Source organism: Candidatus Paralachnospira sp. LCP21S3_A2 (assembly GCF_052118925.1).
GTDB lineage: Bacteria > Bacillota > Clostridia > Lachnospirales > Lachnospiraceae > Lientehia.
This window is the reverse complement of sequence record NZ_JBQKGG010000014.1, coordinates 53,164-66,325: the sequence shown is the minus strand read 5'-3', so window position 1 is coordinate 66,325 and position 13,162 is coordinate 53,164. Positions and strand designations below refer to the sequence as shown.

Here is a 13,162-nt window from a genome sequence, read left to right as displayed (position 1 = left end):
ACCTGAAGATTTCCGCAGGCGCAGGCTTCATCGTAGCGCTCACCGGTGAGATCATGACCATGCCCGGACTGCCCAAGGTACCCGCGGCTGAGAAGATCGATGTAGATGAGAACGGAAAGATCACAGGCCTGTTCTAAATTCCATAATATATAAAAAAGAGCAGCCACTCCCTGATGGAAAGTCGGGGAGCGGCTGCTCTTTTGTTATGGTTAAATATGATGATATTCTATTTTATTCCAGCTTATATTCCGGCCTTCCGCCGTCCATGTCCTTTACGATCCGGTTTCCCAGATATTGAATCTGGCCGTCGGGCAGAAGCCGGACAGTAAGCTCATGGGTCATAAGGGCATCGTTGCAGACAACCAGACTGCATACGGCATCAATGGTCAAGGTCATGGTTCCGTCGCCGTTGTCGTGAACTGCGGTGACTTCGGGCAGAGAGGTGCTGAAAAAGGAAGCCTTATAAGCGTAACCGCCGTGTCGACTGTAAGCATAAGCTTCGATGGATGGATCATAGGAGGAGGAAGCATGAAGCTGCGCCGCGGTTATCGGAAGATAACGGAGAAGCAGTGGTTCCAGTTCAGAGGCTGGAATCCCGGCAGGATAGTCGGCAGCCGGAAATTCCTCACAGCAGTCCGTAGCATAAAGCCGCAGAAAAATACCGCTGAAATCCAAGCTTTCTGTGTGCGTGGAATCCCAGTCGCTGCAGAGCAGGTTGTTTTCCTGATAGCCCAGGGCGGCCACGCAGCGCAGCGTCATAGTTCTCTGTTCATCGGTTCGCGGGAGCAGGCGGATCATGCGGCAGCCGTTGACGATCTCACTTACCTCCGGAGGCTCCGGTACGCAAAGCTCATAGCAGAACCAGCCCTTTTCCGTGTAATCCCAGGTTTCGATCCTGGTTTTGGTGATGGAAAAGGAGCCGGAGCTGTTGTCGCGATTCCGCAGAAGCTCGGCTTCGGTAACAAAAAGGGTGCTGCCGTCAAAGGAGAAGAAAAGGCGGCGGACACCGCCGTCATATAAAAGTTTGTAAAGAACTGCTTCTCCGGTGCTTTCGTGCTTGCAATTTTCAAGAAAAGTTTCCATGGCTTCCGGCTGTTCGGTTTCCGAGTAAGGATCCGCCGTAAAGACAGGAAATCCGCTGTCGGCGGCCTGCTTCTGTATCTGGCGGAGCGCATCGGAAGAGAGAACGGTGTTGGAGGCCGTTCCTTTATCTGCCTCGGAAAACGCCAGGGTCGTTGCCTGGAAAAACCTTTCACAGTCCCTACGGGCAGTTTCTTTTACCTCGGAGGATACAGGAAGATCATAGCCTCTGCTGCTGTCGGATGCTGAGGGGGCAGATAGAGAGGCCTCGGAAGGAGCGGAAACATCCAGCTCTCCGTGCTGAGTTCCGGAGACTGTGGATTCTGTGGACAGCACGGTTGAAATTTCCGCGCTTTGTGGATAAACGTGCGCAGATCCGCAGCCGGGAAGCGCGATCAGCAGACACAGCGGAACCACCCGCAGGGCATGATTTTTACAGTTCATGATAGTAAGGGCAGATATCTTCATAATGGCCGTCATTTATCTGGAATCCGCCGGGGATGACATGCTCTCAATTGACATGGAAATGCCTCCTGTGTGTTATTTTTTGATATTCCCGGCGGCGATATTGGCCTGGATGATATGATCGGTTACTTCAAATAGCTTTTCGGAGCCCTGCCTTGTTTTTGTCTGGCGGCCATAGACCTGTTCGGCACAGACGCCATGCTCCCGCCAGTCGCTGCCGCCGTTGCTGTTATTGAGCATGAGGGGCTGGAGATTGTCCATGGCATGGGCAAAGCGGGATTCGGCGGTCTCACAGGCTTCAAATTCGTCAAAGAGCGCCGTCAGCTCCTCCTTCTGATCGGGAGGAAGCAGGGAGTAGATCCGCTCCTTGGCGGCGTCCTCGCGTGCCTTTTGTGTTTTCAGACCCTCGGGATCATAGGCGTATGTGTCACCGGCATCAATCTCAACCACATCATGGATCAGGCACATGAGCATGACGCGGGTAATGTCAACGGGTTCATTGGAATATTCCCGGAGCAGATATGCCATGAGTGCCATGTGCCAGGCATGCTCAGCATCGTTTTCGTTCCGTCCATGACCGGAAAGATGGGTCTGGCGGAAAATGTTTTTTTCCTTGTCAATTTCAAGAATGAAATCAAGCTGTTTTTTTAAACGTTCGTCCATAACTTTGTCCTTTATCAGTGTGAAAAATACCTGTGTGAAAAACCGCAGGCGCCGCCGGAATCCGCAGGGGAGATCCGGAGACGCCAGTCAGAAAACAAATCTGTCGGAAGCAGATTAAAGCGCTGCCTTGATGGCGGCCATCAGTTCGTCATACGTTTCATATGCAGGGATATTGGGATAATCAGCCTTGATCTTGTCGGTGCTCTTGAATAAGAAGCCGGCCTTGCTTGCCTGGATCATACCAAGATCGTTGTAGCTGTCGCCGCTAGCAATGGTGTCGAAGCCGATGGACTGAAGGGCCTTTACGGTGCTCAGCTTGGACTGCTCGATCCGCATTTTAAAACCGGTGATTTCTCCGTCGGGAGCAACCTCCAGAGAGTTGCAGAACAGTGTCGGCCAGCCCAGCTTCTTCATAAGCGGCTGCGCGAACTGGGTAAAGGTATCGCTGACAATGATTACCTGTGTCATGGAACGAAGCTCGTCAAGAAATTCCTTTGCACCCTCCATGGGATCGATTTTTTCGATGGTTTCCTGGATTTCTTTTAAACCGAGGCCATGTTCTTTCAGGATTCCGATCCGCCATTTCATCAGCTTATCATAATCCGGTTCATCACGGGTGGTTTTTTTTAACTCCGGGATGCCGCTGGCTTCAGCAAATGCAATCCAGATCTCCGGTACTAAAACGCCTTCCATATCAAGACACACGATGTTCATAAGTATTCCCTCCTCTAAGTGGCTGCCGCATCCGGTGAGCAGCATAACGTCCGACAAAATACCGAGATAAAATCTCCTGTTATTTTACAACGAAACGGAGAGAGAGACAAGCAGAAATCGTGGAAAAACAGCTTTTCGGGCAGTTCGAACAGACGGAACCAGCATTCTGTCCGGTGCATATTCTGTATTATATTATGGAAGCGGAGTGAAAGTCGGATGACAGAGCAATACGGCGGGTTTATGTGGGATTATTACGGAGGAAGGGCGTTCCGCCCGTTTTACGGAGGCATGGCCGGGCCATCCTGGCGGCTTCGTGCCATGGACACGGGAATGGGCTGCACCGGTGAGCAGGAGCTGGGACGTGATATGGAATACTTTGAGACTATGTATCCGGATCGCATGAAACAGATCGAAAAAAGCGTTGGAGAGATCTGCGATGCCATTGATTATGACGGAAGTATTCTGTATGATGAATACCCGGACCGGGTGGGGCTCCGGAGGCTCTGCGATGAGGTGTACCGCCGGGAAGTAAGCGAGGAAACCGGCGAGGAGGAGAAGCAGTGGATCCAGGCGGCCTGTGAGGTGCTTCTGTATCATGAGGTCTGCAGGCGGCGTGTGAAAAAGCGCGAGCTTCGGAACCGATACTGGAAAGGAATCTGATGGGTTATGTCTTTCGGAAGCGGACAGCTTCATAAAAAAATAAGTTGTGGTTTTTGCCGTTTCATTCTAAAATGGTAACTGTTCAGGCTTCAGCGTCTGCGCAGCCTGGGCAGCTGTGAAGCAGAGCGGAATGATATACAGTCTGGATGACTGCAAAACGAGATGCATAAAACCCGCCCGGCGGGAGAAATTAAAAAGACAATCGCCGGAAACGGCGGAAATATAGAGGGAGTGCAGAGTACATGAAGAAAATTATCCGGAGGATCATCGTCCTTCTTCTGGTATTTGTGGCGGCGGTGGCAGCCGTGCTGTTTTTTACAAGGAAAAAGAAGCAGGAGATAGCATACACCGTCATGGACGGAGCGAGCCTGCCTGTGGTGACCATGGAATTCGAGGGCAGTGCGGTCAACACGCTTCACGGTTATACGGCGCAGATGAATGTTCCCTACATGCGGGACACCATTACGCCTCTTCCGGCGGACGGAGCCCTTCCGTTTTCTGTGAAGACCTACGGAGCAAAGGTGGTATCGGCGTCCTATGAAATCCGGAATACGGACGGAAGCACGCTGGCAGAAAGCAGAGGCTGTGAAAATCTGTCCGGCGGCAGCGATACGATGAAAGGAACGCTTCCGGTAACAGATCTGCCCGATCAGACCTCGGAATACGTGCTGGTGCTGGATATAAAGACCGATAAATGGGACAATATCTATTATTATACAAGACTCCGCGGATACAGTGATACGCACATTGGCGAGGAGATCGCTTTTGCGGAGCATTTCAGTGAGCTGTTATTTTCCAAGGATACCTCCGAGGAGGTCACGACTCAGCTGGAAAGCAGCCGGGATGCAGACACCAGCTCCCTGGGGTACGCGGACATCAGGTCCAGCTATACTCATGTGACCTGGGGAAATTTAAAACCCCAGCGTTCCGGGGAAGTCCGTGTGGACATTGAGGAAATGAACGAGATGACCGGATCGATCCGCCTGTCCTACCAGGTGACGGCGGAGGGAGACACCGGTTCTGTGGAGACCTATCGGGTTCAGGAGTTTTTAAGCGTCCGCTATGTAGACGGAAAGCTCTGGCTCATTGCCTATGAGAGGACCATGGATCAGACCTTTGAGGCATCGGATATTACCGTGCAGGACGGAAAGATCGAGCTTGGGATATTGAGCCCGGAGCATCTTCCGGTGGAATATTTAAGTGCCGGGGATTATACGGCGTTTGTGGCCGACGGTGAGCTGTGGAGCTATAATAAAAAGGAAAATGAAGCGTCCCGCCTGTTCTCCTTCAAGGAGAAAAATGACGACGGAATCCGGACTTTTTATGACCAGCACAGGTTCCAGATCATTCAGGTGGATCAGGACGGAAATATGGCATTTTCCGTTTACGGCTATATGAACCGCGGCAGTCATGAGGGGGAGTGCGGTCTGGCGTTTTACAGGTACAGACGTCAGGATAATGCCATCAGCGAGGTGTTTTTCGTGCCCTCCGACAAGCCGTATCAGGTCATGAAAGAGGAGATCGGAACCTTGTCCTATGTGGGAAACAATGATCTGTTTTATCTGATGTTCGGAAACAGCATTTATGCCATTGACTTTTCCGGAGAGGAATATGTGGAAGTGGTCAGCGGGCTGAAAAACGGAAACTTTGTGGTCAGCGAGGATTCCAGTGCGGCGGCATGGCAGGAGGAAGAGGACGCCTGCGGCGGAAAGACGATCCAGGTATTCTATATGGATGATGGCACCAGATTTACCCTTCATGCGGCAGAAGGTGAGACGATCCGTGCCCTGGGCTTCATTGACGGCGATTTTGTTTACGGAAAGGCAAGGGAGTCGGATATCACCAGCGGCAATCTGGTGGTCAATTATCCCATGTACAGCCTGGAGATCATTGACCGGAACCAGAATGTACAGACGACCTATGCACGGGACGGATATTATATCACCGGAGTAACCATCGGAAGCGGAAAGATCCAGATCAGCCGGGAGACAAAGAGTGAGACTGGTTCCTGGGCTGCTGCTGCCGATGATGCACTGATCCAGAACCAGCCTTCGGATCAGGAGCAGTCGGTGCTGGTTCAGGAGGAATCGTCCTTAAAGAAAATAACCTATGCGCTGAATCTTTCTGTGGCGGATAATAAGCAGAAGACTCTTTCCATCACGACACCAAAGGAGGTAGCCGGAAACGAAAGCCGGAAGCTTACGCTGGTGTCCACCGCCGAGTACGGAAAAGCAGAGAAGGCTTATTATGCCTATGGCTGCGGGCGGTTACAGGGGATCTGCAATTCCGCCGGCGAGGCAATCCGTCTGGTTTATGATCAGATGGGTGTCGTTGTTGATGATAAGGGTGATTATATCTGGACAAGAGCAAACCGCGCCATGCAGTATTCCATCGAGCCGGTGCGGCTGTTGTCGGCGGATGATGAAGCGGAGAGCCTTTCCGCCTGCCTGAAGATGATCCTGCTTCAGGGCGGAAAAACTACGGAGGCCGCCGCCGGACTGGCAGAGGGAAAGAGCGCTTACGAGATTCTGGATGAAGCCTTTGACGGAAGAGCCGTGGATCTGAAGGGCTGCATTATGAATCAGGTTCTGTATTATGTGAACCGCGGCTGTCCGGTACTGGCCCTCAATGGCAATAAGGCGGAGCTGATCCTGGGCTACGATGTGTATAAAAATCTGATCCTTTACGATCCTATGGAGGAAAGCACCCATCTCATCGCGCAGGATGATGCCGATGTACTGTACGGAGCGGTCGGATATCCTTTTGTAAGCGTGGCAGGACTGGAGTAAAAATAGCGGAGAGCCCATAATCCGGAAAGCAGGCGGGCCAGGTGTGCTGCCTGTTTTCCGGATTGCCGTCAGAACTGGGTTTACAAAAGTGTAACATATTGTTATAATAAAGTAATAATACTAGGTTCAGTGAGTGGAATACCGGCTGCGCCTGGTATTGATATACGGATTTTGAAACGAAAAATAGTTGAGAATAGATTTAGATGAGGTGTCATCATGCAATATGTGATTAAGGGCGGCAGTCCGCTGGTGGGCGATGTCGTAATTGGCGGCGCAAAAAATGCGGCTCTGGGAATCCTCGCTGCGGCGATCATGGCGGACGAGGAAGTGATGATCGATAATCTTCCGGATGTACGGGATATCAATATGCTTCTGGAGGCAATCGCCGGGATTGGTGCGTCCGTAAAACGGATCGATGCCCATACGGTTTCGATTAACGGAGCCGGAATCCGGACAATCCGGGTCAATGATGAATACATGAAGCGGATCCGCGCGTCCTATTATCTGTTGGGAGCGCTTCTCGGAAAATATAAAAAGGCGGAGGTCTCTCTGCCCGGCGGCTGTAACATCGGAAGCCGTCCGATTGACCAGCACCTGAAGGGCTTCCGTGGTCTTGGTGCAAGAACGGAGATCGACCATGGCATGGTAGTTGTGGATTCGGATCATCTTCGCGGCGGCCATATTTATCTTGACGTGGTTTCGGTCGGTGCGACCATCAATATTATGCTGGCAGCGTCCCTTGCCGAGGGGAATACGATCCTGGAGAATGCGGCGAAGGAGCCTCATGTGGTTGATGTGGCCAATATGCTTAACAGCATGGGTGCCAATATCAAGGGTGCAGGAACGGATGTGATCCGGATCAAAGGCGTGCCGAAGCTTCATGGAACGGTTTATTCGATCATTCCCGACCAGATCGAGGCGGGAACATTTATGTTTGCGGCAGCGGTGACAAAGGGCGATGTGACTGTAAAGAACGTGATCCCGAAGCATCTGGAGGCCATTTCCGCAAAGCTTCTGGAAATGGGCTGTGAAGTAGTAGAATTTGATGATGCGGTGCGTGTGGTCTGTAAGTCCCGTCTGAAATATACCAATGTGAAGACCCTTCCTTATCCCGGTTTCCCGACAGATATGCAGCCTCAGATCTCAGTGGCGCTTGCTCTGGCGGCGGGAACCAGCATGGTGACGGAGAGTATTTTCGAGAACCGGTTCAAGTATGTTGATGAGCTGGCACGCATGGGCGCCAACATCAAGGTGGAAAGCAATGTGGCAGTGATCAATGGCGTGGAACGGCTGATGGGAGCCGATGTAAGCGCCCCGGATCTCCGGGCAGGCGCAGCTCTTGTTCTTGCCGGACTGGCGGCTGAGGGCCATACGGTGGTCGATGAGACAAAGTATATTCTGAGAGGCTATGAACGGTTCGATGAGAAGCTGCGTGGTCTCGGTGCGGATATTGAGCAGGCAGAGGATGAAGAGGATGTCAAGCGCCTGAAGCTGGAGGTTATATAAAGCAGCTCGGAACCGGGAGTGTTCCTGATTCCTGGAAGTGCTCCTGATCCTCGGGAGTGCTCCTGATTTCTGGAAGTGCTACTGATCCTCGGGAGTGATCCTGATCCAAACTGCTGAAAACAGCCGTTTTTGAGAAGATCATAAGAATAAATGAAAAAATTCTGTAAACTGCTCCAATACCCTTGACAGGTATGGAAAACTGCGTTATCCTTATGACGCGACAACTAAATAAGAGTCCCGCAATTCCCTTATTCAGAGTGGTGGAGGTACAGAGGACCTGTGAAGCCACGGCAACCCCCGGTGTGGAAGGTGCCAACCTGAGCGAACTATCGAACAATAAGAGGATTTGATACGAGTTTATCGAGTCCGCTTATGGCGGGCTCGTTTTATTTCATAAGAATCTTTGTGAGGGAAGCTTGTGAAATACGTTTACAAAGGAGTTATCTATGGAAAAATTTTTATTCACATCCGAGTCCGTAACAGAAGGCCATCCGGACAAACTGTGTGACGCGATCTCCGATTCCATTCTGGATGCACTGCTGGAGCAGGACCCCATGAGCCGTGTGGCCTGCGAGACCTGCTGTGGAACCGGTTTTGTTATGGTTATGGGAGAGATCACAACCAAGGCGTACGTGGATATTCCGAAGATCGTCCGCAATACGATCCTGGACATCGGCTATGACAAGTCCGAGTACGGTTTTGACGGAAACACCTGCGCAGTGCTGACTGCCATCGATGAGCAGTCTGCCGATATTGCCATGGGCGTAAACAAGGCACTGGAAGCCAGGGAAAACAAGATGTCCGAAGAAGAGATCGAGGCCATCGGTGCCGGCGATCAGGGTCTGATGTTCGGTTATGCAACCAACGAGACACCGGAGTATATGCCTTACCCCATCGCGCTTGCCCATAAGCTGGTTCGTCAGCTTACCAAGGTAAGAAAAGACGGTACTTTAAAATATCTCCGTCCCGACGGAAAGAGCCAGGTAACCGTAGAGTATGACGAGAACGGAAAACCGATCCATCTGGATGCAGTCGTTCTTTCTACCCAGCATGATCCCGATGTGACCCAGGAGCAGATCCATGCAGATATCCGTAAATATGTTCTGGATCCGATCCTTCCGGCAGAGCTGGTGGATGATGAGACCAAGTTCTTTATTAACCCCACCGGACGTTTCGTTATCGGCGGCCCTCATGGCGACAGCGGCCTGACCGGTCGGAAGATCATTGTCGACACCTACGGCGGCTACGCAAGACACGGCGGCGGCGCATTCTCCGGAAAGGACTGTACAAAGGTAGACCGTTCCGCAGCTTATGCAGCACGTTATGCGGCAAAGAACCTGGTAGCAGCCGGACTGGCAGACAAATGCGAGATCCAGCTTTCCTATGCCATCGGAGTTGCACAGCCGACTTCGATCAATATTGATACATTTGGAACCGGAAAGCTTTCCGATGAGCGCCTCGTAGAGATCATCCGCGAGAATTTTGATCTCCGTCCCGCAGGAATCATCAAGATGCTTGACCTGAGAAAGCCTGTTTACCGCCAGACCTCCGCTTATGGTCATTTTGGCCGTAATGACCTGGATCTGACCTGGGAAAGACTGGACAAGGCTGAAGCACTGAAGAAGTATCTGTAAGCAGATCTCCGATCATAGAAAAAAGCATAATTCTGCGCCGCAGACTCAAAAACAGAGAAGGCGGCGCAGTTTTTGTATCATAACACAAAGGTATTCACGAACGGCTGATGCGTATCCGGAGCAGAAATATACCGAGGGCTGTTCGGATCGTTTCGGATGATCGGCGCCTGCTTGACCTGCTTTCCGGGAAACGGTATAATACAGTTAAACTGCAATGAAGCAATGATAAGTGGGATAAAGGAGAATAAGATGGGTAAGATTTATGCAGGTGTCGATCTTGGCGGCACAACAACGAAAATGGGACTGTTTACCGCAGACGGAACACTGATCCGGAAGTGGGAGATCCCCACAAGATCTGAGGACGGAGGAACCCATGTGACTCCGGATATTGCGGAGGCGATCAAAAAGCATATGGCGGAGGAACAGCTTCCCATGGAGGATCTGGCGGGAGCCGGTATCGGCGTGCCCGGCCCGATCATGCCCGACGGTTATGTAGAGATCATTGTCAATATCGGACGGATCCAGGACTGGAATCCGGTGAAGGAGCTGTCGGAGCTTCTTGGCGGAATCCCGGTGAAAGGAAGCAATGATGCCAACGTGGCGGCTCTGGGCGAGATGTGGCAGGGCGGCGGCAAGGGCTATAAGGATGTAGTTGCCGTGACCCTTGGAACCGGTGTCGGCGGCGGCGTGATCCTGAACGGCCATATCGTTCCCGGAAGCAAGGGTATGGGCGGAGAGATCGGCCATATGGTCATGGACTGGGACTGGCCGCGTGAAGAGGGACGGTGCAACTGCAACAACTACGGCTGTCTGGAGCAGATCGCTTCGGCGACGGGAATCGCGCGGATCGCAAGACGGTTCATGCGGAACCAGGATATGCCGTCGGTGCTTCGGGATGTTGAGGATGTGACGGCCAAGGACGTGTTTGATGCGGCAAAGGCAGGCGATGCCTTGGCAGAGTCGGTGGCGGCGTACTGCATGAAATATCTGGCGCGGGCTCTGGCTTACATTGCCCAGACGATTGATCCGGAGGTCTTCGTTATCGGCGGTGGTGTGTCCAAGGCGGGAACCTATCTTCTTGATCTTCTGCGGGAGCAGTTTGATCCGCTGATCACGTTGATTAAGGAAAAACCGAAGCTGGCGCTGGCAACTCTGGGGAATGATGCCGGGATTTACGGAGCCGCAAAGATGGTAATCGAGGATTAAGAGACAGAAAACGATAAAGAGAGGCATAAAGACAGGCAGTACCATGAAAAAAGAAACAAAGAAAAAAACCTTTTTCTCCTATTATAAGCCGTATCTGGGACTGTTTCTGAGCGATATGCTGTTCGCCTGTATCGGCGCGGGCGTCACACTGGTGATCCCGCTGATCATCCGTTATATTACGGGAACAGCGGTTCATTTTGAAACGGCTCAGGCAGTATCCACGATCTTAAAGCTGGCGGCACTGATGGTCGTTCTGGTGGCGGTGGAGTTCGGCTGCAACTATTATATCGGTTATTTCGGGCACATCATGGGTGCGCGCATGGAGCGGGATATGCGGCATGAGCTGTTTGCCCATTACCAGAAGCTTTCCTTCGCTTTTTACGATGATCAGAAGGTCGGACAGCTCATGTCCCGGGTCACCAATGATCTGTTTGACATCAGTGAACTGTGCCATCACGGTCCGGAGGATCTGATGATCTCGGTGATCCGCATGGCGGGCACGCTGATCATTCTGCTGTTCATCAATGTACCCATGGCGCTGGCGGCTGCGGTGCTTCTGCCGTTTATGCTGGGCTATGCCTATGTGCTCAATAAAAAGATGAAGCGGGCCTATAAGCGGAACCGGGAAAAGATTGCCGATGTCAATGCCCAGATCGAGGACAGCCTTTCGGGGATCCGTGTGGTGAAGTCCTTCAGTAATGAGAAGGGTGAGATGGAGAAGTTCGATCAGGGCAATCAGAAGTTTCTGGAGAGTAAAAAGGACAGTTATCGGTACATGGGAGCCTACAACGCCGGACTTGGAGCCTTCGCGACCATGATGACGGTGCTGGTGATCTCAGTGGGCGCCCTTTTACTGGCGCGGGGAAGCCTGGAGGCAGCGGATCTGGTGGCATTTCTTCTGCTCATCAATAACTTCACCGATCCGGTGAAACAGCTGATCCGGTTTACAGAGATGTTCCAGAACGGTATGTCCGGTTACAGCCGGTTTCGCGAGATCCTGGCGGTGGAGCCGGACATTGAGGATGCGCCTGATGCGGTGGAGATTGATCATGTGGACGGGGAAATCCGGTTTGAGGATGTGGATTTCCGATATGCGTCCTCGAAGGAGGATGTGCTCCATCATCTGAACATGACGGTAAAGCCGGGGGAATATGTGGCACTGGTGGGCTCCTCCGGTGTGGGAAAATCAACGCTGTGCAGCCTGATCCCACGGTTTTATGAGGTGAACGGCGGAAGGATCACACTGGACGGCCGGGATATCCGGAAGATCACATTAAAGAGTCTGCGGGAGCAGATCGGCATTGTGCAGCAGGATGTGTATCTGTTCGCAGGAACCGTATATGAGAATATCTGCTACGGAAAAAAGAATGCGTCCAGAGAGGCTGTCATCGAGGCGGCAAGGATGGCGGGAGCTCATGAGTTTATTATGGAACTTCCGGACGGATATGATACAGACATCGGCCAGCGGGGCGTAAAGCTCTCCGGCGGCCAGAAGCAAAGGCTTTCCCTTGCCCGGGTGTTTTTGAAGAATCCTCCGGTGCTGATCTTTGACGAGGCCACCTCAGCGCTGGATAATGAGAGCGAGCGGCTGGTTCAGGAGGCCATGGAACGGCTGGCAAAGGGCAGAACGACGTTCGTAATTGCCCACCGGCTTTCTACGATCCGAAATGCCGGAAAGATCCTGGTTTTGACCGATGACGGCATTGCCGAGCAGGGCAGTCATTCAGAGCTGATGAAGAAAAACGGGATTTATGCCCGGTTTTACCGGATGCAGTTCTCAGCAGGAGAAACGGACGGAAGGTGCATGACCGGTATGCATGAAGTTCTTGAATAATCATGCGTTTTATGATATGATAACGAAGAACCGGTTTTGGCCGGAAGCAAGGAGAAAGGAACACGGCAGTCATGAGTCAGCAGAAAGTAGATAAGTATAAAGAGCAGAAGGCAAGACGGAAAGAGATCGTAGAAAAAGAGCGGCGCGACCGGAAAATGAGAAAAGCCATCGCTGCTCTGATTCTGATTCTTGTGATTGCAGGAATCGGAGCCGGAATCGGTATTACGATCCGGAATCAGTATATTAAGGCACAGAATGCAAAGCCGGATTATACGGCAAGCTCTCTGGTCGTACAGGATATGGCCGGAATTCTGGAAACGGAAACCAGCGCAGATGCAGCGGGCGGTGAGACCTCTGCGGATGAGGCAAATGCGGAGGAAACTGCACAGGCTGCGGAAACGGAAGCAGCAACTGAGGCCGCTGAGACACAGAGTGGAAATTAAACAGCAAAAGAAAAGAGCGGAGGGCATCGATGTCCTCCGCTTCTGTGGCTTTATGGGGAAAGAACGGAAAGCGGGACAGAAGCATGAACCGAAAAATGGAAGAAAAACCTGGTTTGGTAAAAATGCTGAATAAACAAAAAGAACCCCAAAAACGAGGAGTCCCCGGAG

The 13,162-nt window shown here is 52.0% G+C and carries 11 protein-coding genes and 1 riboswitch; of the genes, 8 read left to right on the top strand and 3 right to left on the bottom strand.

Annotation, left to right across the window (positions count from 1 at the left end; translation table 11 throughout):
• Positions 1-137, top strand: a 137-nt coding sequence (locus ACTQ3K_RS10110; RefSeq protein WP_441567610.1) for a formate--tetrahydrofolate ligase, incomplete at its 5' end; no start/stop codon positions are given.
• A gap of 94 nt (positions 138-231) precedes the next feature.
• Here the strand turns inward: ACTQ3K_RS10110 and ACTQ3K_RS10105 are convergent.
• The 3 genes from ACTQ3K_RS10105 to thrH form a co-directional block, all read right to left on the bottom strand.
• Positions 232-1,548 carry a DUF6070 family protein gene (locus ACTQ3K_RS10105; protein ID WP_441567599.1) on the bottom strand — a complete coding sequence of 439 codons (1,317 nt, stop codon included), beginning with the start codon at positions 1,546-1,548 and terminating at the stop codon, positions 232-234.
• A gap of 72 nt (positions 1,549-1,620) precedes the next feature.
• Positions 1,621-2,208: an HD domain-containing protein gene (locus ACTQ3K_RS10100; protein WP_441567597.1), complete on the bottom strand. Its 588-nt coding sequence runs from the start codon at positions 2,206-2,208 to the stop codon at positions 1,621-1,623.
• 114 nt (positions 2,209-2,322) lie between these two features.
• Complete coding sequence (thrH, locus tag ACTQ3K_RS10095; protein WP_441567595.1) at positions 2,323-2,922, bottom strand: bifunctional phosphoserine phosphatase/homoserine phosphotransferase ThrH; 600 nt, start codon at positions 2,920-2,922, stop codon at positions 2,323-2,325.
• A 216-nt stretch (positions 2,923-3,138) separates the two neighbouring features.
• Here thrH and ACTQ3K_RS10090 point away from each other — a divergent pair, with 216 nt between their 5' ends.
• The 7 genes from ACTQ3K_RS10090 to ACTQ3K_RS10060 all read left to right on the top strand — a co-directional run bounded on the left by ACTQ3K_RS10090 (position 3,139) and on the right by ACTQ3K_RS10060 (position 12,994).
• On the top strand, positions 3,139-3,582 hold the full coding sequence (locus ACTQ3K_RS10090) for a hypothetical protein (protein ID WP_441567593.1): 444 nt from the start codon (positions 3,139-3,141) through the stop codon (positions 3,580-3,582).
• 242 nt (positions 3,583-3,824) lie between these two features.
• Entirely contained in the window at positions 3,825-6,371 is a 2,547-nt protein-coding gene (locus ACTQ3K_RS10085; protein ID WP_441567591.1) for a hypothetical protein, read from the top strand.
• 216 nt (positions 6,372-6,587) lie between these two features.
• Entirely contained in the window at positions 6,588-7,877 is a 1,290-nt protein-coding gene (locus ACTQ3K_RS10080) for a UDP-N-acetylglucosamine 1-carboxyvinyltransferase (RefSeq protein WP_441567589.1), read from the top strand.
• 245 nt (positions 7,878-8,122) lie between these two features.
• Positions 8,123-8,220, top strand: a riboswitch (SAM riboswitch).
• A gap of 103 nt (positions 8,221-8,323) precedes the next feature.
• Positions 8,324-9,511 carry a methionine adenosyltransferase gene (gene metK / locus ACTQ3K_RS10075; protein WP_441567587.1) on the top strand — a complete coding sequence of 396 codons (1,188 nt, stop codon included), beginning with the start codon at positions 8,324-8,326 and terminating at the stop codon, positions 9,509-9,511.
• 249 nt (positions 9,512-9,760) lie between these two features.
• Complete coding sequence (locus ACTQ3K_RS10070; RefSeq protein WP_441567585.1) at positions 9,761-10,717, top strand: ROK family glucokinase; 957 nt, start codon at positions 9,761-9,763, stop codon at positions 10,715-10,717.
• A gap of 43 nt (positions 10,718-10,760) precedes the next feature.
• A complete protein-coding gene (locus ACTQ3K_RS10065; RefSeq protein ID WP_441567583.1) occupies positions 10,761-12,551 on the top strand; it encodes an ABC transporter ATP-binding protein in 1,791 nt (596 codons plus the stop codon).
• 71 nt (positions 12,552-12,622) lie between these two features.
• Positions 12,623-12,994: a hypothetical protein gene (locus tag ACTQ3K_RS10060; protein ID WP_441567581.1), complete on the top strand. Its 372-nt coding sequence runs from the start codon at positions 12,623-12,625 to the stop codon at positions 12,992-12,994.
• Positions 12,995-13,162: the final 168 nt, after the last annotated feature.

What these genes read in the sequence shown, in the direction of transcription:
- ACTQ3K_RS10090 (WP_441567593.1), top strand. Translation starts at nt 3,139, where the DNA reads ATGACAGAGCAATACGGCGGGTTTATGTGGGATTATTACGGAGGAAGG.
- ACTQ3K_RS10070 (WP_441567585.1), top strand. Translation starts at nt 9,761, where the DNA reads ATGGGTAAGATTTATGCAGGTGTCGATCTTGGCGGCACAACAACGAAA.
- ACTQ3K_RS10060 (WP_441567581.1), top strand. Translation starts at nt 12,623, where the DNA reads ATGAGTCAGCAGAAAGTAGATAAGTATAAAGAGCAGAAGGCAAGACGG.
- ACTQ3K_RS10065 (WP_441567583.1), top strand. Translation starts at nt 10,761, where the DNA reads ATGAAAAAAGAAACAAAGAAAAAAACCTTTTTCTCCTATTATAAGCCG.
- metK (WP_441567587.1), top strand. Translation starts at nt 8,324, where the DNA reads ATGGAAAAATTTTTATTCACATCCGAGTCCGTAACAGAAGGCCATCCG.
- thrH (WP_441567595.1), bottom strand. Translation starts at nt 2,922, where the DNA reads ATGAACATCGTGTGTCTTGATATGGAAGGCGTTTTAGTACCGGAGATC.
- ACTQ3K_RS10080 (WP_441567589.1), top strand. Translation starts at nt 6,588, where the DNA reads ATGCAATATGTGATTAAGGGCGGCAGTCCGCTGGTGGGCGATGTCGTA.
- ACTQ3K_RS10105 (WP_441567599.1), bottom strand. Translation starts at nt 1,548, where the DNA reads ATGAAGATATCTGCCCTTACTATCATGAACTGTAAAAATCATGCCCTG.
- ACTQ3K_RS10100 (WP_441567597.1), bottom strand. Translation starts at nt 2,208, where the DNA reads ATGGACGAACGTTTAAAAAAACAGCTTGATTTCATTCTTGAAATTGAC.
- ACTQ3K_RS10085 (WP_441567591.1), top strand. Translation starts at nt 3,825, where the DNA reads ATGAAGAAAATTATCCGGAGGATCATCGTCCTTCTTCTGGTATTTGTG.